The 21,933-nt window shown below is 74.1% G+C and carries 18 protein-coding genes; 7 read left to right on the plus strand and 11 right to left on the minus strand.

Going from position 1 to position 21,933, the window contains the following annotated elements; genetic code table 11:
* The first annotated feature begins 26 nt into the window (after positions 1-26).
* The gene (locus tag ACWD3O_RS27375) at positions 27-1,565 is read left to right on the plus strand and encodes a zinc-dependent metalloprotease (protein WP_451410322.1); all 1,539 of its coding nucleotides are present in this window, start codon (positions 27-29) and stop codon (positions 1,563-1,565) included.
* On the plus strand, positions 1,562-2,089 hold the full coding sequence (locus ACWD3O_RS27380) for an NUDIX hydrolase (RefSeq protein WP_451417711.1): 528 nt from the start codon (positions 1,562-1,564) through the stop codon (positions 2,087-2,089). The genes ACWD3O_RS27375 and ACWD3O_RS27380 overlap by 4 nt, the downstream gene beginning before the upstream one ends.
* A 117-nt stretch (positions 2,090-2,206) precedes the next feature.
* Here the strand turns inward: ACWD3O_RS27380 and ACWD3O_RS27385 are convergent, their stop codons facing one another.
* The 4 genes from ACWD3O_RS27385 to ACWD3O_RS27400 all read right to left on the minus strand — a co-directional run bounded on the left by ACWD3O_RS27385 (position 2,207) and on the right by ACWD3O_RS27400 (position 6,120).
* Positions 2,207-2,962 (minus strand): AIM24 family protein, encoded by a 756-nt coding sequence (locus ACWD3O_RS27385; protein WP_451410320.1) that lies wholly within the window; start codon positions 2,960-2,962, stop codon positions 2,207-2,209.
* A gap of 18 nt (positions 2,963-2,980) precedes the next feature.
* A complete protein-coding gene (locus tag ACWD3O_RS27390) occupies positions 2,981-3,661 on the minus strand; it encodes an AIM24 family protein (RefSeq protein WP_451410319.1) in 681 nt (226 codons plus the stop codon).
* A gap of 11 nt (positions 3,662-3,672) precedes the next feature.
* Positions 3,673-5,397, minus strand: coding sequence for a TerD family protein (locus tag ACWD3O_RS27395; RefSeq protein ID WP_451417712.1), 1,725 nt, complete (start codon positions 5,395-5,397; stop codon positions 3,673-3,675).
* Between the two features lie 117 nt (positions 5,398-5,514).
* Positions 5,515-6,120 (minus strand): M48 metallopeptidase family protein, encoded by a 606-nt coding sequence (locus ACWD3O_RS27400; RefSeq protein WP_451417713.1) that lies wholly within the window; start codon positions 6,118-6,120, stop codon positions 5,515-5,517.
* Positions 6,121-6,387: 267 nt separating this feature from the next.
* Between ACWD3O_RS27400 and ACWD3O_RS27405 the strand changes: the two genes are divergently transcribed.
* Both ACWD3O_RS27405 and ACWD3O_RS27410 read left to right on the plus strand, forming a co-directional pair.
* Positions 6,388-7,611: a ThiF family adenylyltransferase gene (locus tag ACWD3O_RS27405; protein ID WP_451417714.1), complete on the plus strand. Its 1,224-nt coding sequence runs from the start codon at positions 6,388-6,390 to the stop codon at positions 7,609-7,611.
* Positions 7,604-8,941, plus strand: coding sequence for an ABC1 kinase family protein (locus tag ACWD3O_RS27410; RefSeq protein ID WP_451417715.1), 1,338 nt, complete (start codon positions 7,604-7,606; stop codon positions 8,939-8,941). Before ACWD3O_RS27405 ends, ACWD3O_RS27410 begins: the two co-directional genes overlap by 8 nt.
* Positions 8,942-9,299: 358 nt before the next feature.
* Here the strand turns inward: ACWD3O_RS27410 and ACWD3O_RS27415 are convergent, their stop codons facing one another.
* The 4 genes from ACWD3O_RS27415 to ACWD3O_RS27430 all read right to left on the minus strand — a co-directional run bounded on the left by ACWD3O_RS27415 (position 9,300) and on the right by ACWD3O_RS27430 (position 13,004).
* Positions 9,300-9,629 (minus strand): hypothetical protein, encoded by a 330-nt coding sequence (locus ACWD3O_RS27415; RefSeq protein ID WP_451410314.1) that lies wholly within the window; start codon positions 9,627-9,629, stop codon positions 9,300-9,302.
* Positions 9,626-9,994, minus strand: a complete 369-nt coding sequence (locus ACWD3O_RS27420; protein ID WP_451410313.1) for a WhiB family transcriptional regulator — start codon at positions 9,992-9,994, stop codon at positions 9,626-9,628. Before ACWD3O_RS27420 ends, ACWD3O_RS27415 begins: the two co-directional genes overlap by 4 nt.
* Positions 9,995-10,177: 183 nt before the next feature.
* Complete coding sequence (locus ACWD3O_RS27425; protein WP_451417716.1) at positions 10,178-10,600, minus strand: hypothetical protein; 423 nt, start codon at positions 10,598-10,600, stop codon at positions 10,178-10,180.
* A gap of 184 nt (positions 10,601-10,784) precedes the next feature.
* A complete protein-coding gene (locus tag ACWD3O_RS27430) occupies positions 10,785-13,004 on the minus strand; it encodes an ATP-dependent DNA helicase UvrD2 (RefSeq protein ID WP_451417717.1) in 2,220 nt (739 codons plus the stop codon).
* A 182-nt stretch (positions 13,005-13,186) separates the two neighbouring features.
* Between ACWD3O_RS27430 and ACWD3O_RS27435 the strand changes: the two genes are divergently transcribed.
* From ACWD3O_RS27435 to ACWD3O_RS27445, 3 genes are all read left to right on the plus strand, one after another.
* Positions 13,187-13,444, plus strand: a complete 258-nt coding sequence (locus ACWD3O_RS27435) for a mycoredoxin (protein ID WP_108955001.1) — start codon at positions 13,187-13,189, stop codon at positions 13,442-13,444.
* 222 nt (positions 13,445-13,666) lie between these two features.
* Entirely contained in the window at positions 13,667-14,464 is a 798-nt protein-coding gene (locus ACWD3O_RS27440) for a MerR family transcriptional regulator (protein ID WP_451417718.1), read from the plus strand.
* Positions 14,461-15,297 carry a hypothetical protein gene (locus tag ACWD3O_RS27445; protein WP_451417719.1) on the plus strand — a complete coding sequence of 279 codons (837 nt, stop codon included), beginning with the start codon at positions 14,461-14,463 and terminating at the stop codon, positions 15,295-15,297. The genes ACWD3O_RS27440 and ACWD3O_RS27445 overlap by 4 nt, the downstream gene beginning before the upstream one ends.
* A gap of 124 nt (positions 15,298-15,421) precedes the next feature.
* On the opposite strand, the gene nudC is transcribed toward ACWD3O_RS27445, so the two are convergent.
* The 3 genes from nudC to ACWD3O_RS27460 all read right to left on the minus strand — a co-directional run bounded on the left by nudC (position 15,422) and on the right by ACWD3O_RS27460 (position 21,615).
* Positions 15,422-16,327, minus strand: a complete 906-nt coding sequence (gene nudC / locus ACWD3O_RS27450; RefSeq protein WP_451410481.1) for an NAD(+) diphosphatase — start codon at positions 16,325-16,327, stop codon at positions 15,422-15,424.
* 157 nt (positions 16,328-16,484) lie between these two features.
* Positions 16,485-17,888 (minus strand): dipeptidase, encoded by a 1,404-nt coding sequence (locus ACWD3O_RS27455; RefSeq protein WP_451417720.1) that lies wholly within the window; start codon positions 17,886-17,888, stop codon positions 16,485-16,487.
* A 10-nt stretch (positions 17,889-17,898) separates the two neighbouring features.
* Positions 17,899-21,615, minus strand: a complete 3,717-nt coding sequence (locus tag ACWD3O_RS27460; protein ID WP_451417721.1) for a UvrD-helicase domain-containing protein — start codon at positions 21,613-21,615, stop codon at positions 17,899-17,901.
* Positions 21,616-21,933: the final 318 nt, after the last annotated feature.

Genomic DNA, 21,933 nt, shown 5'->3' on the forward strand with positions numbered 1-21,933 from the left:
GGTGGCCCAACCAGCCGAGGAACCCCGTGAGTGACAATCCATTCGGATTCGGCCTTCCGCCGGAGGAGCCGGACGACGGCGACGAGGGCAAGAAGAAGGACCAGCAGAGCGGCGGTGGGCAGGGACCGGCCAACCCGTTCGGCTTCGGCACGCCCGGGGCCGGAGGCTTTGGCGGTGCGGGCGGGGACAATCCGTTCGCGTCCCTCTTCGGGGCGTTCGGCGCCCCGAACGCCGGGGGCATGAACCCCGCCGACCTGGGCGCCGCCTTCCAGCAGCTCGGCCAGATGCTCTCCTACGAGGGCGGGCCGGTGAACTGGGACATGGCCAAGCAGATCGCCCGCCAGGCGGTCGCGCAGGGCGCCCCGAACGGCACCAAGGACGCCAGCATCGGCCCCGCCGAGCGCGCCGCGGCCGAGGAGGCCGTGCGCCTGGCCGACCTGTGGCTGGACGGGGTGACGTCCCTGCCGTCCGGCGCGGCGACGACCCTGGCCTGGAGCCGCGCGGAGTGGGTCGAGGCGACCCTGCCCGCGTGGAAGGAACTCGTCGACCCGGTCGCCGAGCGGGTCGGCACGGCCATGGGCCAGGTGCTGCCCGACGAGATGCAGGCCATGGCGGGCCCGCTGCTCGGGATGATGCGTTCGATGGGCGGCGCCATGTTCGGCGCGCAGATCGGCCAGGCCGTCGGCGTGCTCGCCGGCGAGGTGGTCGGTTCCACCGACATCGGCCTGCCGCTGGGCCCGGCCGGCAAGGCCGCCCTGCTCCCGCGCAACATCGAGGCCTTCGGCAAGGACCTCGGTGTACCGCTGGAGGAGGTCCGCCTCTACCTGGCCCTGCGCGAGGCCGCCCACCAGCGGCTCTTCGCCCACGTGCCGTGGCTGCGGTCGCACCTGTTCGGCGCCGTCGAGGGGTACGCGCGCGGCATCAAGGTGGACACCTCCAAGCTGGAGGACGTGGTCGGCCAGTTCGACCCGCAGAACCCGGAGCAGCTGCAGGAGGCGCTCCAGCAGGGCATGTTCCAGCCCGAGGACACCCCCGAGCAGAAGGCCGCCCTGGCCCGCCTGGAGACCGCTCTGGCGCTCGTGGAGGGCTGGGTGGACGCGGTGGTCCACGCCGCCGCCACGCCGCGTCTGACGTCCGCCGGGGCGCTCCGCGAGACGCTGCGCCGCCGCCGTGCCTCGGGCGGTCCGGCGGAGCAGACCTTCGCCACGCTGATCGGCCTGGAGCTGCGGCCGCGCCGGCTGCGGGACGCCTCACGGCTGTGGGCGTCGCTCACCGACGCGCGCGGCGTGGACGGCCGGGACGCCCTGTGGGCCCACCCCGACATGCTGCCCAACGCGACCGACCTGGACGACCCGGACGGCTTCGTCCACCGGGAGCAGCTCGACTTCTCCGAGCTGGACCGGATGCTCGGCGAGGCGGCGGGCGGCGCCAAGGGCGCCGACCGTCCCCAGGACACCGGTGCGGCGGAGGACGGCGCCGACGGCGGCCGCTCCCCGAAGGCCGGCCCCGGCGACTCGCCCGAGGGCGACACGAACGACGACCCGAAGGGCGAAGGTTCCGAGTGACCCTGCACGACGACGCGGTCCGGCTGCTGGACGGCCTGGAGACCACGACGGACTCCCAGGAGGAGCTCCGCCGCGTCTACCTCAAGCACCTGGACGAGCACGCCGACGGCATGTGGCGCGAGTGCGCGGACGGGCACATCACGGCGAGCGCCCTGGTCGTCGACCCGGAGAACGACCGGGTGCTGCTGACCTTCCACCGCAAGCTGAAGATGTGGCTGCAGATGGGCGGCCACTGCGAACCGGGCGACACCACGGTGGCCGGCGCGGCGCTGCGGGAGGCGACGGAGGAGTCCGGCGTTCCCGGGCTGCGCCTGCTCGGCGGGACGCCGGTGCGGCTGGACCGGCACCACACGCCCTGCGCCTGGCACCTGGACGTCCAGTACGCGGCGCTGGCCCCGCGCGGCGCGGTGGAGGCCATCAGCGACGAGTCGCTGGACCTGCGCTGGTTCGCCTACGACGAGGTCGCCGATGTCGCGGACGCCTCGGTGGCACGGCTGGTGGAGGCGACCCGGGCTCTGCTGTGAGGCCGCGGGCACGAAGGGGCGGTCACCTCGAGGTCCCTCGGAGGTGACCGCCCCTTCGTGCCGGGCACTGTCGGTTTCCGGCGCCGTCGGTTCGGCCGCCGTCGGTTCCAGGCGTTGTCAGTTCCAGGCGTTGTTCTGGTTCTGCCCCCGCGCCCCCTGCTGGCCCATGCCGAACTGGGCGGCGGCGCCGGAACCGATCTGGGCGTTCTGCGGCGGGAGCAGTTCGCTGGGCTGGACCAGCGCGAAGCCGGTGCCCATGAAGCTGAGCTCCCAGCCCTCGCCCGTGTTGCCGCGGCGGCGCCATACTCCGGAGGAGTGGGTCTGGGCCTGCATCTGCACCCGCAGGGAGGTCGACCAGGCGATGACCGCGTCGGCGTCCACGTTGACGTACCGGTCCGGGGTGACCTGGAGCATCAGCGGCGCGCCGGAGGTCATGAGGGCGACCTTGCCGCGGCCGGAGATGTTGAGCTGGTACTTCCCGGACCCGGAGATGCCGTAGAGGCTGTCCACCGCGATGACCTCGTGGTGAAGCGCCGAGTCCATGGCCAGGACGTAGGAACTGTCGATGGTGAGGCCGTCCTGGTCGACGTCCACCAGGTGGATGTACTGGGCGAGGTTGGCCAGGTAGACGGTGCCCTGCCCGTGGCAGCGCATCAGGTCCAGGCCCTCGCCGGTCCGGCGGCGGGCGTTGCGCTGGTTGCCCGACTGGTACTCGGCGTCGAACTCGACGAGTCCCTGGTAGGCGACCATGGACCCCTTGCGGGCCAGCACGTCGCGGTTGCCGTCGACCAGGACGCGGAGCATCTGGCCGTTCTGCAGGCTCCAGTGCTCCTGGGTCTGCTGCTCGTTGTAGGCGAAGATCGGGCTCTGCATGATCGGTCGTTCTCCCCCTCAGCCCCGGATCCGGAGGCGGTCGGTGCTGTCCTCGCTCGGCTGGACGACCACGATGCCCGTGCCGGAGAAGGCCATCTGGAAGGCCTCCCCGCTGCCGCGGCCGATCAGCGAGGACGCCTTGAAGCTGCGCTTGCCCTTCACCTTGAGGTTCGGGGACCAGGCGATCAGCGAGTCCGGGTCGACGTAGGTCTCGTCCTCGCCGCCGCCGCAGTCGACCACGATCGGGGTGCCGCGGGAGGTGATGGCCACCCAGCCCTGGCCCTCGATCTTCGTGTTCCACAGGCCCTGTCCTGCGAACTTGGCCATGCCCTTGACCCGCTCGACGCCCCACTTGAGGTGGGCGTCGAAGGCGAGCAGGTTGGTGGCGTTGACGGAGATCGCCTCGCCGTTGAGGTTGATCACGACGACGTCGGCGCCGTAGTCCGCCAGGTAGAGGATGCCGTCGCCGTGGCAGCGCATCAGCCGGGCGCCCTCGCCGGTGACCCAGTCCTTGGCGATCTGCCGGACGGCCGGCGGGTTCGGCTCGTACTGCACGAAGCCCTCGTAGGCGACCATGGAGCCGACCCGGGCGAGCAGGTCGTGACCCGTCTGCATGGCGATCTTCGCCATGTGGGTCCCGTGGTTCTCCATGCGGGCGACGACGGGTGCGGGGGCGTGGCCCGCGAGCTGCTGGTTCATGTCGGGCTCCCTCAGACCTCGTACGGCTGAACGACGATGAAGTTGCCGGGGGCGCCCCGGAACTGCAGGTTGACGCTCTCGCCGGTGTCGCCGGGGTAGGCGTTGCGCCGCATCCGCACCTGGCTGGAGACGATGACCTGGGAGGCCGCCGACCAGGCGACCACCGCGTTGGCGTCGGCGAAGGTGGTCGGCGTGACCGGCAGGACCACGGGGACGCCCTGGGTCTTGAGGACCAGCGTGCCGACGCCCTGGAACTGCATGGTGAACAGGGCGCCGCCGGGGATGCCGTGCCCCTCGACGCGGCGGACCTCGTACTGAAGGGACTCGTCGAAGGCGAGCACGTTCTCCGCCGAGACGCACAGGGCGTCGCCCTGGAGTTCGACGGTGTGCAGGTGGGCCGCGTTCTCGGCGAGGAAGACCTGGCCGTAGCCGGTGCAGCGCATCAGCTGCATCTCCTGGCCGGTGGCGTTGCCGACGATCCGGCCGCTGAAGCCGGCGCCCTTGTACCCGAACTCGACCTTGCCCTGGTACAGCACCATGCTGCCCTGGCGGGCGAGGACGGGCTGGCCGCCGACGCTGAGGTCGACGCGGACCAGCTTCTCGTTCTGCTGGGTCCAGCGCTGACCGGTGGGCTTCTCCTTGTACAGGTTCAGCGCGCCCGCGACACCGGGGGTCTGCGGGGCGTTGGGGGCGCCGGTGTACGCCTGCTGGCCGGGGATGCCGGGCGCTCCCGGCATGCCGGGGGCGACGGGCGGGTGGGCGGCGCCGGGCATGCCCGGGGCCGGCGGCATGCCGGGGGCGGCCGGGGGCTGCCCGTAGCCGGGCGGGGCCGTCGGGACGGCCACGGTCGGCGCGGAGTGGACCGACGGAGCCGCAGGTGCTCCGGGCGGCCCGGGCGGCTGGCCGTGGCCGGGCGGGAACTGGCCGGGCTGGGGCTGTCCGGGCGGCGGGAAGCCGTAGCCGGACGGCTGGGCGGCGGCGGGCGCCGGGGCCTGCGGCTGGGCGGGCGGTGCGCCGAACGCGGGCGCGGGGGCCTGCGGCTGCTGCTGCGCGGGCACCGGGGCGGGACCGGACGGGACGCCGAACGCCGGAGCGGCGGGTGCGGCCGGAGCGGCGGGCACGCCGAAGGCGGGAGCGGGCGCGGCGGGGGCGGCGAAGCCCGGCGCGCCCTGCGGTGCGGCGGGCGTGGCGGGCGCGGCGGGTTCCTCCTCCGCCACCTCGCCGCCGAAGTTCCTCAGCAGCGCGTCGAGTCCGCCGTCGAAGCCCTGGCCGACGGCGGCGAACCGCCAGACGTCCTTCAGGTAGAGGTCCGCCAGCATCACCGCGCGCTCCGTGGAGAACTCGGCTCCGGCGAACGGGTACCGGGCCACCTCCTCGCCTCCGGCGACGATGCGCACGTAGCCGTGGCCGACCTGCGACATCTGTCCCGCGCCGTCGAGGGTCGCGGTGAACGACAGCTTCTGGACCTGTGGCGGGATCCGGTCGAGCGTGACCCTGAACGACTGCGTGTCGCCCGCCTGCTCACCCAGCAGCTGGATCGCCTCCTCGGGCGACTTCGGCTGGTTGTAGAAGACGAAGTAGCGGTCGTCCGAGAGACGCTCGTCGGCGTCCAGCCCGAAGCAGCTGATGTCGAAGCTCAGCCCGGGCCCCTCGATCCGCACACCGATGTAGAGGTCGGTGCCCGCGGTGAGATCACTGATTTTGGCCTTGTGGCCGCGTTGGAATTCCCTGGCCATGCGTAACGCCGTCCCCCATCCCGTCCGAAAAGGTGCTGGGACAGGCTAGCCCGGAATCCTGACGATCGCGTCGGTTGGGACAGAGCCGCGACGAAACGCGGACCGACCCGGTCCGTATCAGTCCGACTCGCCGGGCCGCGCGGCGGGCAGGTGCGGCAACCGTTCCGCGGCCACCACTCCTTCGAGGTACCCGCGGGCGCGCTCGGTACGGGGGTACGTCTGCAGGAGCCGCCAGAAGTCCGGGCCGTGCCCGGGCACCAGCAGATGGGCGAGTTCGTGCAGCAGCACGTAGTCCACCACGTACTCGGGCATGCCCTGGAGCCGGTGCGAGAGCCGGATGCTGCCCTCGGCGGGGGTGCAGGACCCCCAGCGGCTGTTCTGGTTGGTCACCCAGCGGACGGTGGCGGGCCGGGCGCGGCCGTCGAGGTACTGGCCGGACAGCCGGGCGGCCCGCTGCGCCAGGTCCGAGTCGTCGAGGGAACGCCGGCTCTCCTGGGCCGCCAGCTTCTCCAGCATCACCCGGACCCAGCGCCGTTCCTCGGCCTCGGACATGCGCGCCGGGATCAGCACGACGGTGCGGTCGCCCTCCCGGTAGGCGGAGACGGTCCGGCGCCTGCGGGCGCTCCTGCGGACCTCCACCGCGTCCGCCGAAGGACCCGCGGAGGGGGTGCCGGTGACGCTGCGCGGCTCGGAGAAGGCGCGGGAGGACGGGTCGGAGGGCACCCCTCGACGTTACCGCCTGCGACCGGAGGCGTCCCCAGTCCGCACCGGATCCGGTCCGATATCCGCACCGGTGGAGCTGCCCGTTCGGCGGATTGGTACGACGGATGCCCGGTACCTGTGGACAACTCGACGCACGGGTACGGCGGATCGATGCATGCTGACGAGCGACGGCCCGATCCGTGCCGTTCCAGTGCATTTGGTCACATCCGGGAGGCCGCCGCGCGGCGGCTCGTTCCGGACGGCCAGGACAGGAAGGGGTTGGTCCTCGTGCATCCCAGGATGAAGCCGGCGCTCCGCCGCGGCTGGCGAGATCTCAGCACGGCGCAGTTCGGGATGACCTCGGCGCACGCCATGACGCTCGGCCCGGTGGACTCGGCCACCGGCACCTTCCTCGACCTGCTCAACGGCACCCGCGGCATGGACCTGCTGCGTGAGGAGGCGGTGCGGATGGGGTTGCCGGAGAGCCACGCCGACGCGCTGGTGGAGCGGCTGTCCCAGGCCGGTCTGCTGGACGACGCCACCGGCGGAGGGCCGGCGGCCGAGGCGCTGCGCGAGCGTCCGCACACCCTGGACCGTCTCCGGCCCGACCTCGCCACCCTCTCGCTGACCGCCCCGGCGCCCGGTGACGCGATCCGGCGGCTGGCGGCCCGCCGTCGGCTGCGGGTGCAGGTGCGCGGGGTGGGCCGGGTCGGCGCGACGCTGGCGGCACTGCTCTCGGCCGCCGGGGTGGGCGAGGTGGACGTGCGGGACGGCGGCTGCGTGGAGCCGTGGGACGTGGCTCCGGGCGGCCTGCCGCCCGGAGCGATCGGACAGCGGCGCGCGGACGCCGCCCGGCGGCTGGTCCGTGACACCGCTCCCGAACGCCCGCCCCGCCGGGGCTCCCCCTGCCCGTTCGGTGACGACACCGGCTTCGCCCTGGTGCTGCTCACCCCGCGGGAGGACCTCTCGGTCCACTCCCCCGATCCCCGGGACGCCGAGCCGCTGGTGGCGGCGGGCATCCCGCACCTCTACGCGGGGGTGGTGGAGGGCACGGGCGTGGTGGGTCCGCTGGTGCTGCCGGGCGAGACGTCCTGCGCCGAGTGCCTGCACCGGTGGCGGGTGGAGCACGACCCCACCTGGCCCCGGCTGCTGGCCCAGTGGCGCTCCGGCCGGTCGCGCGCGGTGCCCGCCTGCGACCTGGCGCTGGCCACCGCCGTCGCGGGCACGGCCGCCGGGCACGCGCTCGCGTTCCTCGACGGCCTGTCCGCCGCCGGGTCGCCGCACGCCGCGGGGGTGCGCTGGGAGGCGGCGCTGCCCGCACTGCGCTGGCGTTCCCGTGACATCGCCCCGCATCCGGACTGCCCGTGCGGTGCGGCGGGACGTCCGGCGGTGGAACTGACCGGGGTTCGGCAGCAGTCACAGGACACAATGGCCGGGCACGGGCCGTCAACGGAGTCCTGCCATCGGGTGGACACGGCACGCCGGCCCGGGACTTGGAGGGCGCATGTCTGATCTTCCCCGGAAGGCGGTCACCCGGACCGCCAAGCTCGCCGCGCTCCCACTCGGTCTCGCCGGCCGGGTCACCTGGGGGCTGGGCAAGCGGATCGTGGGCGAGTCGGCGGAGCTCGTGGGGCGCGAACTCCAGCAGCGCACGGCCGAGCAGCTCTTCAAGGTGCTCGGCGAACTCAAGGGCGGGGCGATGAAGTTCGGGCAGGCCATGTCCGTCTTCGAGTCCGCCCTGCCGGAGGAGCTGGCCGGTCCCTACCGTGCCGCGCTCACCAAGCTCCAGGACGCCGCCCCGCCGATGCCCACCCGCACGGTCCACGAGGTGCTGCGCGAGCGCCTCGGAGAGGACTGGCGGGATCTCTTCCAGGAGTTCGACGACACCCCCGCGGCCGCCGCCTCCATCGGGCAGGTGCACCGCGCGGTGTGGCGGGACGGCCGCCGGGTCGCCGTGAAGGTGCAGTACCCGGGCGCCGGGGAGGCCCTGGTGTCGGACCTCACCCAACTCGGCCGCTTCGCGCGGCTGCTGGGGCCGCTGGTGCCCGGCATCGACGTCAAGCCGCTGATCACCGAGCTGCGGGAGCGGGTCTGCGAGGAACTCGACTACCGGCTGGAGGCGGAGGCCCAGCAGGCGCACGCCGAGGAGTTCGCCGGAGACCCGGACGTCGTGGTGCCCGCCGTGGTGCACCAGTGCGAGCAGGTCCTGGTGACCGAGTGGATCGACGGCACGCCGCTCTCCCGGGTGATAACCGACGGAACGCCCGAACAACGCGACCGGGCGGGGCAGTTGCTCGCCCGGTTCCTCTTCTCCGGCCCCTCGCGCACCGGGTTGCTGCACGCCGATCCCCATCCGGGCAACTTCCGCCTGATGACAGAGGGTTCGGACCGTCCGGAGGACTGGCGGCTGGGGGTGCTGGACTTCGGGACGGTGGACCGGCTGCCGGGAGGGCTGCCCTCGCCGATCGGCGAGGCGTTGCGGATGGCCCTGGACGGTGAGGCGGACGCGGTCCACGCGCGGCTGTGTTCCGAGGGATTCGTCAAGGAGACGGTCGAACTCGACCCGGAGGCGGTGCTGGAGTACCTGCTGCCGATCATCGAGCCGGCGCGGGCCACGGAGTTCACCTTCACCCGGGGCTGGCTGCGCGGCCAGGCGGCCCGTCTGGCCGATCCGCGGTCGCCCGCGCACCAGTTGGGCAAGCGGCTCAACCTGCCGCCGTCGTACCTGCTGATACATCGGGTGACGCTCAGCACCATAGGCGTCCTGTGCCAGCTCGGCGCGACGGTGCGGCTGCGTCACGAACTGGAGTCCTGGCTCCCGGGTTTCGCCCCGCAGGACTGAGGGGTCGCGCCCCGGGCCGGCGGAGCGGGGAACGCGGCGAGGGCCGCCCCCGGACGGGGACGGCCCTCGACCACTCGAACGGCACGCGGGCGGCGGCCACCTCGCCCGAGGGACGCCGCCGCCTCACGGACAACGCCGCCTCACGGGCGCCGCCCGTCTTCACGGCCGACGCCCGGCTGAGGAACGCCGCCCGTCTCACGGACGACACCCGCCTGAGGGGGGGACGCGAGGACGCCCGCCTCACGGGCTCGGTGCCCGTGTCACGGACGGTGCCGCGGCCCGCGCCGGGGAGGGCGCCGCGGCCAGAGTCGCGGACGGCGCGGCGTCCCGCGTCGCGGGAGGTGGTGGCCTCACGCGGTCACTGCATGACGGCGAGCGCCAGCGCGCGCCGGGCACGCATCGACGCGCGCTCGGCCCGCCGCTGCATCCGCCGCGCGGCGAGAATGCGGAGCCCGGGCCGAGCGATCTCGGCCTCGCGCATCCGCTCGCGCATATGCGCGCGCGCCAGGGCTTCTGGGATGAGTTGCATCTCTCGGGTCCTGTTCTGACGCACCTCGTGTGCGCCGGTGTAAGGGAAGTCTCGGGTGGCGGGCAGGGAGCCCGCGGGCTTGTGGAGGGACGGTTTCATCGGGGCCTGTTTCCGGGGGTCGTGCGTGTGGGGAGCGTCGATGGTGCGGTGGCCGGTCATGCCGTGACCGGGTTCTTGCGCGGACGACCACGCGGCCGCTTGCGGGCCACGACGACACCCTGGACGAACAGCTCGCCGCCCCAGACACCCCAGGGCTCACGGCGCTCCTTGGCACCGGCGAGGCAGGCGTCGACGAGCGGGCAGGTGCGGCACAGCGACTTGGCGTACTCCACGTCGGCCGGGGACTCGGCGAAGAAGACCTCGGGGTCGTTGGAGCGGCACGGGACCGGGGTGCCGAGGCCCTCGATGGCGTCGTCGAGAGCGGTCAGGGTGATGAGCGGAGTCAAGGAAAGGTCCTCCGTGAGGCCGGGCGGGGAAATCGTGTCGGAAGGCGGAACGGACGGGGCGTGCGCTTCGAGTTGCACTGGGTGTCTTCCTCGTCTGGTGTCGTCCGGCCGGTCGGCCGGTGCTGGGTACCGGTTGTTCTCTTGTCCCGAGGTCCTTCGGTCCGTCTCCCGCCGCTTCGCGTCGCGGAGGCCGGGGAAAACAGAAGGGCCGCGGATCCCTGATGGGGTTCCGCGGCCCTGAAGGCACCGGCCTGATCGAGATCAGGCTGGATCGCTCCAGGGTTCCGGCCCGCGGAGGGCCCACATCGTCTGGGGGTGGTTCGTCGTCTGCTTGAGGGTTCCGGCACCGGCCGCCGCGTAGCCGAAGGCCTGCGCCTTCGCCACTCCTGCTTCCAGTGCCTTGGTCGGTCGCTCGGCGCGGACACGAATGCCCGCGAACGACTCGGACCGGCTGCCGAAGGCAGGGGCGCCGACCAGCACGCCGCCCTCGGTCAGGCCGCCGCCGACCAGGCCCATGCCGAGACCGGACAGGCCGGCGCCGGACAGGGAGGAGGCGGACACACCGGTGCCACGATCGAAGGCGGCGAGAGCGCACAGCGAGGCGACGTGGTGATCGTTCTCCAGGACGGCGGTGCCGAAGGCACGGGTGGTGCTGATGCCGGTGGTGTTGGTCTTGCTGATCACTTCAATCGCCTCCTCTCGGCGTCTTGGGGGACCGTGGACGGTCCGGCGGATACAGACGTCATTACAGGACGGATCGGAAGCCTTCCGGAGGCCTCGTGTTCCGTGCTCTAGAACCTATGGGGGACTACGGGGCGGGCGCAAACTATTTTTGCGACGACTTCGCAACGGTGTGTCGCGAAGTCGCTCAGCCCGCCTCGGCGAGGTCCTGACCGGCGCAGATGGCCAGCACGTCGGCCCCGTACCGGTCCAGCTTGCGCATCCCGACGCCGGGGATGCGGGCGAGTTCGACCGGGTCCTCGGGCACCGTCTCGGCGATGGCGATCAGGGTCTTGTCGGTGAAGACGCAGAACGCGGGCTGCCCGCTGCGGCCCGCCTGGACCTCGCGCCAGGCGCGCAGCCGCTCGTAGACCCCCTCGTCCATCTCCGAGGGGCAGTCCTCGCAGCGCATCAGCTTCATCTCGCCGGCGTCGGTGAGGGTGCGTCCGCAGACCTTGCAACGGGCGACCGTGCGGTTGGTGCGCCGGGGCGCCGCCCGTTGTGCCCGCGCGGCCGAGCGGAAGCCGTCCGCGCCGCTCGCGGTCCCGTACTCGACGCCGCCCGCGGCGCCCTGGCCTCCGCGGGCACCGCTCGCCGCGCCGCTGCCGGGGCGCAGCCCGTCGAGGAAGCGGCTGGGCCGCCGGTTGGGCCGCCCGCCGGGGGAACGGGACAGGGACCAGGACACGTGCAGCCGCTCGCGGGCCCGGGTGATGCCCACGTAGAGGAGGCGGCGCTCCTCCTCGATCTGCTCGTCGGTCCGGGCGTAGGTGATCGGCATCATGCCCTCGGCCACTCCGACCAGGAAGACGGCGTCCCACTCCAGGCCCTTGGCCGAGTGGAGGGAGGCCAGGGTGACGCCCTGGACCGTGGGGGCGTGCTGGGCGGCGGCCCGTTCGTCGAGCTCGGCGACGAGGTCGGAGAGGGCGGCCTCGGGCCTGGCCGTGGTGAAGCCCTCGGCGAGGTGGACCAGCGCCGCCAGGGACTCCCACTTCTCCCGGGTCGCGCCCGATCCCGCGGGCGGCGCCGTCGTCCAGCCCTGGCCGGAGAGCACCGCCCGCACCTGCCCGGGCAGGTCCTCGGCGTCGCCGAGCAGGGCGTCGTTCCCGCCGAAGCGGGCCGCGGCGCGCAGCTGGTGGACGGCCTTGCGGACCTCCTGCCGCTCGAAGAACCGCTCGGCCCCGCGCAGCTGGTAGGGCACCCCGGCGTCGGCGAGCGCCTGTTCGTAGGTCTCGGACTGGGCGTTGGTCCGGAACAGCACGGCGATCTCGCTCGCCGGGACGCCGGAGTCGATCAGCGCCCGGATGGCGCGGGCGGCGCCCTCCGCCTCGGACGGTTCGTCCGGGTACTCGGCCCAGCGGGGTTCGGGGCCGGACGGACGCTGCGAGACCAGCTCCAGCCGGTGGTCGGCGGCCCGGCCGGTGGCCTGCCCGAGCAGGCCGTTGGCGAGCCGCACCACCTGGGGCGTGGACCGGTAGTCGCGGACCAGCTTGACCACGGTGGCGCCGGGGTGCCGGGTGCGGAAGTCCAGCAGGTAGTCGGGGGTGGCGCCGGTGAAGGAGTAGATGGTCTGGCTGGCGTCGCCGACCACGCAGATGTTCTCCCGGTCCCCCAGCCACAGTTCCAGCAGCCGCTGCTGGAGGGGGGAGACGTCCTGGTACTCGTCGACCACGAAGTGCTGGTACTGGGCGCGGACCTCGCGGGCGATGTCGGGCCGGTCCTGAAGGATGCCGACGGTCAGCAGCAGCACGTCCTCGAAGTCGATGACGCCGCGCTCCCGCTTGAGCTCCTCGTACATGTCGTAGACGCGGGCGATCTCCGCCGGGTCGCGGGGCGCCTCCCGCCCGGCCTTGACGGCGGCGGGCGCGTAGTCGGCGGGCACGGTCTGGGTGACCTTGGCCCATTCGATCTCGCCGGTGACGTCCCGCAGCTCGCCGCGGTCGAGGCGGATGCCGCAGGAGGCGGCGGCCTCGGCGACCACCTGCACCTTGCGGTCCACGATCCGCGGCAGGCCCCCGCCCACCGCCTTGGGCCAGAAGTACTGCAGCTGGCGCAGGGCCGCGGCGTGGAAGGTGCGGGCCTGCACGCCGGTCGCGCCGAGCTGGCGGAGCCGCCCGCGCATCTCGCCGGCGGCGCGGTTGGTGAACGTGACGGCGAGGACGGTGGTGGGCTGGAGGATGCCGGCGCGGACGCCGTACGCGATGCGGTGGGTGATCGCGCGGGTCTTGCCCGTGCCCGCGCCGGCCAGGACGCACACCGGCCCGTGCAGCGCGGTGGCGACGGCGCGCTGTTCGGGGTCGAGCCCTTCCAGTACCGCGTCGGCCGAGTCCGGGACGGCGGGGAAGAGGGAGGAGTGCGTTGCTGGTGTCACCCCGCCATGCTGCCAGGTCCGCCGGGGCGGACGGGGCGGCTGTCCACAGGGGTGGTCATGTTGTCGTACGAAATGCGGCGCAGCTCACGTAGGGCGGGGGCGGTGGGAATGCCGGGCGGACACCGTACGTTCACCGGGTGCGACAGACCGTCCGTCCCATCTCCCCGAGGAGCGCGAAGACCATGCCCGGCACCGTGACGATGTACAGCACCACCTGGTGCGGCTACTGCCACCGGCTGAAGAGCCAGCTGAGCCGCGAGGGCATCGCGTACGAGGAGATCAACATCGAGCAGGACCCGGAGTCGGCCCTGTTCGTGGAGAAGGTGAACGGCGGCAACCAGGTCGTCCCCACGGTCCGTGTGGTGCCCGCCGCGGGCGGCGAGGCGGTCGTGATGACCAACCCGAGCCTGGCCCAGGTCAAGCAGGCGCTGGGCGCCTGACCCCACCCGCGCGGAGCCCCGGCACGGAGCCCTCGCACGAGATCCCCGCACGGAGCCCCCGTCGGTGCCGCCTCCCGGCCCCGCGGGGGCTTTCCGCGTCCCCGGCGCCCACCAGGACCCGAACCCGGCCCGCCTGCCCGTCTGCGCCCGCCTTGCTCGCCTGCCCGTCTGCCTGCGGTGTCCCCTTGACCTTGCCGCAGCGTCAGGGTTTGTACTGGGGGCATGCGAACGGGAGAGATGGCCGCCCTGGTCGGGGTGACCCCGCGTACCGTGCGGCACTACCACCACATCGGCGTGCTGCCGGAGCCGGAGCGGGACCCCAACGGGTACCGGCGGTACACGCTGCGCCATGCCGTGCTGCTGGCGCGGATCCGGCGGCTGACCGAGCTGGGGCTCGGGCTGGACGAGGTGCGGGACGTGCTCGCCGACGACGCGGGGCGTGAGCTGGCCGAGGTGCTGGAGGAGCTCGACGACGACCTGGCCAGGCAGGAGCGGCTGATCCGCGAGCGCCGGGAGCGGCTGGCGGCGGTGCTGGTGGACGCCCGCGCCGGACGGCTGGCCTCCGAGGGCCCCCTCTCCCCGCAGCTCGCCGGGCTGCTCGCCTCGCTCGGCGAACCGGCGGCGTCGTCGCCGATGGCGGCGATGGACCGGGAGGTGCTGACCCTGCTGGACACGATCATGCCCGCCGAGGAGCGCGAGCGGATGATGGGGACGCTCGGCGCGCTGTCCGAGCGGCCGGACGTCATGGAGCGGGCGCACGACCTCTACCGGCGGCTCGACGACCTGGCGGACGCCGCGGCGGACGACCCGCGGGCCGAGGAGGCCGGCCGGCTGCTGGCGGACCTCCTCCCCGAGGAGATGCTGTCCGGCTGGTCCGACTCCGCCCCCCACCCCGACACCGCGGCCGCCGAGGTCTTCTTCTCCGGGATGGCGCCCGCCCAGAGCGCGGCGATCCGGCACGGTCTGCGACTGACGCTGGAGCGTGGGGAGCGCAGGGGGCACGCGGAGCACGGGCGATGAGCCGGCGGTGGATGCGGAGGGTGGCCTGGCTGGTGCTGCCGGCCGAACTGGTCGTGGTGGTGTGCCTGGTGGCCGGTGCGGGCCTGCCGCTGCCGGTGCTGCTGGCGGCGGAGACCGCGGTGGCGGCGCTGGTGGTGGCGGAGGGCGTCGCGCTGGTACGGCTGCGGCGCGGCGGGATGTCGTGGCGCGAGGCGGTCGGGACGCTGGTGCCCGAGCCGGTGCTGCGGCTGGCAGGTCACGAGCTGCGGCTGTGGCACAGCATGGCCCTGTGGGTGCGGCGTAGGCGGCACGGGGTGCGGGCCGGCGACCTCGCGTTCGGGCACGCGAAGGGCGACGCGGCGATGATGTACGGGCTGCTCTTCGTGTGCGTGGTCGAGACCGTGGGCATGTCGCTGCTGCTGGCCGACTGGCCGGCCGTGCACGCGGTGGTGCTGGTGCTCGACGTCCAGACGGTGCTGTTCCTGCTGGGGCTGCGGGCGGCGGCGGTGGTACGGCCGCACGTGCTGGGGAACGGGGTGCTGCGGGTGCGGAGCGGGGCGCACGTGGACGTCGCGGTACCGCTGGACCGGATCGCGTCGGTGCGGCGGGAGTCGCTCTACACGCACGTGAAGGCGGACGGCGAGCTCAACCTGCCGGTGGGTTCCCAGACGTCGATCACCCTGTCGCTCACCGAGCCCGTGAACGCCCCGACCCTGCTGGGCCGTCCCCGGCCGGTGCGGGTGATCCGCCTCCACGCGGACGACCCCACCGCCCTCCACACCGCGCTGACCAGGCCTCCGCTCCCCTCCCCCGCCGGCCCGGCCCCCGTCTCCGAGGACGCTCCCGCGCACTAGCCGTTCCCACCGCCGCGCGGCCGGCGCCCTGGACGCCGCGACACCGCGCGGCCGGCACCTCGGTCACCGTGACGAGCTGCCTCGCGTCCGGGTCGCGACCGACCTGCCGAGTGACCCCCGGCGGTCAGACGGACCGGGTCGGGAGAGGCCGGCCGTACCAGTCCTCGATGAGGCGGGCGGCGATGGAGATCCCGTACGGGGGCAGGACCTCGCCGGAGGCGAACGCGGCGGAGAGCTCGTCCCGCGAGAACCACCGGGCCTCGCTGATCTCCTCGCCGTCGACCTCCGTCTCCGTCGTCGTCGCGTGCGCCATGAAGCCCAGCATCAGGCTGGACGGGAACGGCCACGGCTGACTGGCGACGTAGGAGACGTCGCCGATGACCACGCCGGCCTCCTCGAAGACCTCGCGCCGCACCGCCGCCTCGATGGACTCCCCGGGCTCCACGAACCCGGCGAGCGTCGAGAACCGGCCCTCGGGCCAGTGCACCTGGCGCCCGAGCAGGATCCGGTCGTCGTCGTCGGTGACGGCCATGATGACCGCGGGGTCGGTGCGCGGGTAGTGCTCCGCCCCGCACTTGGGGCAGCGCCGCACGTGCCCGGCCGCGGCGATCACCGTCTTGCCGCCGCAGCGGGAGCAGAACCGGTGCAGCCGCTGCCAGTTCTCCAGCGCGACCGCGTGCACCATCAGCCCGGCGTCCCGGTCGGACAGCAGCAGCCCCGCCTCCCGCAGCCCCGCGGGCCTCGCGGACTGGTCCAGGCGGCCCGGCAGCGAGTCCCGCTGCAGCGCGAAGTACCGCACGCCGTCCTCGTCGGTGCCGAGGAAGTAGCGGTGCGCCTCGGTGGGCGGCGCCTCGAAGGAGGGCGTGGTCAGCAGCTCGGTGCGCCCGTCCGGCGTCTCGTCGATGAGCACCTGCCCACCGGAGACCACGAAGCAGCGGGTGGTCGGGTGGCTCCAGGCGGCGGCCAGCCAGGCCTCGTCGAGCCGGTGGTGGGCGGCCCGGTCGATGCCGGAGTCCGCGGTGAGCGCGATGGGGCGGTCGGCCGCCGGACCGCCGGCGCCGGGGGTCTCGGCGGAGTCTGCGGGATCGGCGGCGCGTGCGGTGGTCGAAGCGGTCACGGCAGGTTCGGGCTCCCCCTGTGATGCGGCCGGCCCGCCGGCGGCGGCGGTGGCGTGGGCGTCGGTGGTGTCAGCGGGCATGGCGCAGGCTCTCCGCGAGGTCTCCCCAGAGGTACGCGGTGGTCTCCACGCCCTTGAGCAGGAGGTCCAGCTCGACCTTCTCGTTGGGGGCGTGCCAGCCGTCGGACGGCACCGAGATGCCGAGGAACAGCACCGGCGCGCCCAGCACCTCCTGGAGGTCGGCGGCGGGCCCCGAGCCGCCCTCGCGGGTGAAGCGGACCGGCCGGTCGAAGGCGCGTCCCATGGCGCGGGCCAGCGACTGCAGCGCCGGGTGGTCGAGCGGCGTCAGGCAGGGCCGGGTGGCACCGCCGAAGTGGATCTCGTGCCGGACGCCGGCGGGGACCCGCTCGGCGACCCAGGCGCGCACCAGCTCCTCGATCCGCCCGGCGTCCTGTCCGGCGACCAGCCGGAAGGTCAGCTTCGCCATCGCGGAGGACGGGACGATCGTCTTGCCGCCGGCCCCCTGGTAGCCGCCGCCGATGCCGTTGACCTCGGCGGTCGGGCGGGCCCAGATGCGCTCCAGGGTGGTGTAGCCGGCCTCGCCGGAGGCGGCGTGCGACTTGGCGGTGCGCAGCCACCGCTCCTCGTCGAACGGCAGCTCGGCGAAGAGGGCCCGCTCGCGCTCGGTGAGCTCGACGACGCCGTCGTAGAAGCCGGGGATCGCGACCCGGCCGTCCGCGTCGTGCAGCGCGGCGACCAGGCGGGCGAGGGCGGTGGCCGGGTTGGGCACGGCGCCGCCGAACGAGCCGGAGTGGATGTCCTGGTCGGGGCCGAAGAGGCGCACCTCGAACTCGGCGAGTCCGCGCATGCCCGTGCACACGGTCGGGGTGTCCTCGGACCACATGCCGGTGTCGGAGACGATCACGGCGTCGGCCGTCAGCCGGTCGGCGCGCTCCTCGACCAGCGCCCGGAAGTGCGGGGAGCCGGACTCCTCCTCGCCCTCCACCAGCAGCTTGAGGTGGACGGCGGGGGCGGTGCGGCCGGTGGCGGCGAGGTGGGCGCGGACGCCGAGGGTGTGGAAGAAGACCTGGCCCTTGTCGTCGGCGGCGCCGCGCGCGTACATCCGGCCGTCCTTCACGACGGGCTCGAACGGCTCGGTGTCCCAGCCGTCCTCACGCGCGGCGGGCTGGACGTCGTGATGACCGTAGACGAGCACGACCGGGGCGTCCGGCTCCTCGGCGGGCCACTCGGCGAAGACGGCCGGTGCTCCGGGGGTGTCCCAGACCTCGACGACCGGGAAGCCGGTGTCCTTCAGCGCTCCGGCCAGCCACTCCGCGCTGCGCCGCACGTCCTCGGCGTGCTCCGGCTGGGCCGAGACGGACGGGATGCGCAGCCACTGGGAGAGCTCCTCGAGGAACGAGGAACGGTGCTGCTCGATGTACGTCTGGACGGCGCTGTCCAAGGTCTCGCTCATGCTCTCGACCTTATCGGCCCGAACCCGTGTGCCGGTGGGCCGAAGGGGGCGCCGGCGCAGTGGGACGTGCCACCCCGGCGGGACGGGACACCGCCTCGCCGCCCGTTTCGTCCGGATCGTCCCCGGAAAGAAGCCGTTCGAGCGCCTCGCGACCGGGCAGATCGGCCGGGCGGACCACCTCTCCCGTACGGACGTACAAGAAGGACGCTGTGACCGATTCCACGGGTATCCCCCGCTGCTCCGCCCAGGCCAGCCGGTAGACGGCGAGCTGCAGCGGGTCGGCGGTGGGGGCGCGGTTGGTCTTCCAGTCGACGATCTCGTACCGGACCTCCTCGCCGTCGGTCTCCCGGTAGACGGCGTCGATCCGGCCGCGCACCACCCGGCCGGCCAGGGCGAGCTGGAACGGCGCCTCGACGCGGAAGGGGGTGCGGCGGGCGTACGCGGTGCGCTCGAACGCCTCCTTGAGGGCCTCCAGGTCGCGCTCGTCCTCGATCTCCGCGTCGCTCCCGGGCAGTTCGTCGGGCTCCAGCATGGGCAGCCGCAGTGCCTCGAAACGGGACTCCACCCAGGCGTGGAACCGGGTGCCGCGGCGTGCCGCGGGCTGCGGCGGGCGGGGCATGGGGCGGGCCAGCTCCCGGGCGAACGCGTCGGGGTCCTCGTTCAGGCGCATCAGCTCGGAGGCGGTGAGCGAGACGGGCAGCCGGACCTCGGTGACCGCCTGCCGGGCGCGCAGCAGCTCCTCGGCGAGGACGTCGAGGTCCCGGTCCCAGGACGCGACGGCCCGCGCCTCCTCGGGGGTGAGGCGGGCGACGGCGGGCACGTCCTGCCGCGGGAACGCGGGGTGCGGCGACGCGGTGGCCGGCTCCGGCTCGGATGCGGGCTCCGGCGCGGTCGCGGGGTCCGGCGCGGTCGCGGGCTCCGGCACGGTCCCGGGCTCCGGCACGGTCCCGGGCTCCGGCGCGGTCCCGGAGCCCGGTGCGGGTGGGGGTGCCTGGTGCGGGAGGGCGACGGGGCGTTCCGTGGACAGGGAGTCCCAGTCCGGCAGCGCGCCGTCGGGGTCCTCGTACGCCTCCGGAGGGAGGTCGTCGAAGTCGTCGGGCGGCGGGGGCCAGTCGGGGTCGTAGGGCTCGGGCCCCGGTTCGGGGAGCGGGTCCGGCAGCGGGGCCGCGGCCGGGCGCGGGTCCTCCTGGCCGGCGGCGCCCTCCAGGTACGCGAGCACGACCCGCTCCGCCTCCCGGCGGCGCCGCAGCGCCTCCCGGTCCAGCGGCAGCGGCCACGCCTGCTCGGCGGTGTCCTCGGCGAGCGCCGGGTTCTCCTCGTCGGGCTCCGGCTCGTCGGCCCAGACCTCGATCTCGCCGTACCCGGCGACGCAGTGGTCGTGCAGTGCCCGCAGGAACGTGGACGGCCCCCGCCTGGTCTTCTGGCTGGGGCCCCACCAGTGGCCGGACCCGAGCAGCAGGGAGCGCGGCCGGGTGAAGGTGACGTAGCCGAGGCGGAGCTCCTCGGTGCCGTGGTGGTCCTTCATGTCGGCGTGGAACGCCTTGAGGCCCGCCGCGTCCCAGCCGGTGACGTCCGGCAGCGTCCCGGCGTCGCCGCGCAGGGAGTGCGGGAGGACCTTGCCGTGGGCGGTCCACCGTTCCTGGCCCTTGCCGTCCGGGAAGGTGCCGGTGACCAGGCCGGGCACCACCACGACGTCCCACTCCAGCCCCTTGGACTTGTGCGCGGTGAGCACCTTGACGGTGTTCTCCCCGCCGGGCAGGGCGTTGTCGAGGCCCTTCTCGTACTGCTGGGCCGTGCGCAGGAAGCCGAGGAAGGCGAGCAGGGTGGCGCGGCCCTCGTCGGCGGTGGCAGTCGTGGCGAAGGAGGCGGCGACGTCGAGGAAGTTGTGCAGCGTCTCCCGGCGGCGGGCGGCCAGCGCCTGCGGGGACGCGGACAGTTCGACCTCCAGGCCGGTCACCGCCAGGACCCGGTGCAGCACGTCCATCAGCGGGTCGGCGAGCGAACGGCGCAGGTCGCGGAGTTCGGCGGCGAGCCGGGCGAAGCGCACGCGCGCCTCGGCGGAGAACGGCAGCCCGTCGTCGGAGCCGTCCGGGGACGGCTCCAGGAAGGTGTCGAGGGCGTCGGCGAGCGAGATCACCTCGGCCGGGTCGGTGCCCTCGACGGCGGCGGCGAGCCGTCGCTCCGGGTCGTCCTCGCCCCGGTCACGGGCGACCAGCAGCCGGGCGCGGCGGCCGAGCAGGGCCAGGTCGCGCGGACCGATCCGCCAGCGCGGGCCGGTGAGCAGACGGACCAGGGAGGCGTTGGCGCCGGGGTCCTGGAGCACCTCGCAGGTGGCGACCAGGTCGGCGACCTCGGGCAGGCTGAGCAGCCCGGACAGGCCGACGACCTCGACCGGCACGTCGCGGGCGACGAGGGCCGCGTGGATCTCCGGGAAGTCGGCCGACTTGCGGCACAGCACGGCGATCTCGCCGGGGGCGGTGCCGGTGCGGACCAGGTGGGCGATCGAGTCCGCCACCCACGCCAGCTCCTCGGCGTGGGTGCGCAGCAGGGCGCAGCGCACCAGGCCGTCGTGTTCGGCGCCGGGGGCGGGGCGCAGGGCCTCGACGCCCTCGTGCATCGCGCGCAGCGGGGCGGCGAGGCCGTTGGCCAGGTCGAGGAGACGGCCGCCGCTGCGGCGGTTCTCGCTGAGGGCGAGCCGGTCGGCGGGGCGGCCGTCGGCGTGCGGGAAGTGCTCGGGGAAGTCGTCGAGGTTGGCGACGGAGGCGCCGCGCCAGCCGTAGATGGCCTGGCAGGGGTCGCCGACCGCGGTGACCGGGTGTCCGGTGCCGTGGCCGAAGAGGTGGGAGAGCAGGATGCGCTGGGCGACCGAGGTGTCCTGGTACTCGTCGAGCAGGACGACCCGGTACTGGTCGCGCAGGATCGTGCCGACCTCGGGGCGGGTGCGGGCGAGTTCGGCGGACAGGGCGATCTGGTCGCCGAAGTCGAGCAGGTCGCGCTCGTTCTTGGCGGCGCGGTAGCGGGTGACCAGTTCGGCGAGCTGGCGGCGGGCGGCGGCGGCCTCGGGGACCTTGCGGAGGTCGGCGTTGGAGAGCTTGGCGCGGCCGAGGACCTCGAGCAGTTCGGCGTCGAAGGCGCGCAGGCGGCCGGGGGTCACCAGGTGTTCGGCCAGCTCGCCGTCGAGGGCCAGCAGGTCGCTGACCAGGGTGGAGAAGGTGCCGGTGAGCGCCGGGTAGGGGCCGGGCGCCTCGCGCAGCACACGGGCGGCGAGCTGGTGGCGGGCGGCGCCGGTGAGCAGCCGGGCGGTGGGTTCCAGGCCGATGCGCAGGCCGTGGTCGGTGAGCAGCCGGCCGGCGAACGAGTGGTAGGTGGAGATCAGCGGCTCGCCCGGCACCGCGTCGGGGTCCGCCGCGATGCCGGGGCCGGTGGGGTCGACGGCGTCCGGATCGGTGACGCCCGCCTTCACCAAGGCCTTGCGGACGCGCTCCGACAGCTCGGCGGCGGCCTTGTTGGTGAAGGTGAGGCCGAGCACCTGCTCGGGGGCGACCTGACCGGTGCCGGCCAGCCAGACGACGCGGGCGGCCATCACGGTGGTCTTGCCGGAGCCCGCGCCCGCGACGATCACCTGCGGTGCGGGCGGGGCCGTGATGCAGGCGATCTGCTCGGGGGTGAACGGGATCCCCAGCAGCGACTTCAGCTGCTCGGGATCGGTGAGACGGGCACGGGACACGTGTCGAGGCTAGCGGCGCGCTCGGACATCCCGGACCGCCCGGCCCACATCACCGCAGGTCGCCGCCGCGCGTGGTGCGAGAGTTCACAACCGGGGGCCCGCCGGCACGGGGGCGGACGGGGCTGCCCCGGCCCAGCCGCGCGAGGCGGCTCCGGCCCGACCGGGCGAGGCTGCTCCGGCCCAGCCGCGCGAGGCGGCTCCGGCCCAGCCGGGCGTGCTGATCCCCCCGTTATCTTCTTCGCGGTCCTGCAAGAGGGCCGCTGGCCTCCGGGCCCGGCATGACTGTTGCCCCCTGTCGAACGGATGACCTGGGGGGTG

The sequence above is a fragment of the Streptomyces sp. NPDC002640 genome (genome assembly GCF_053592575.1).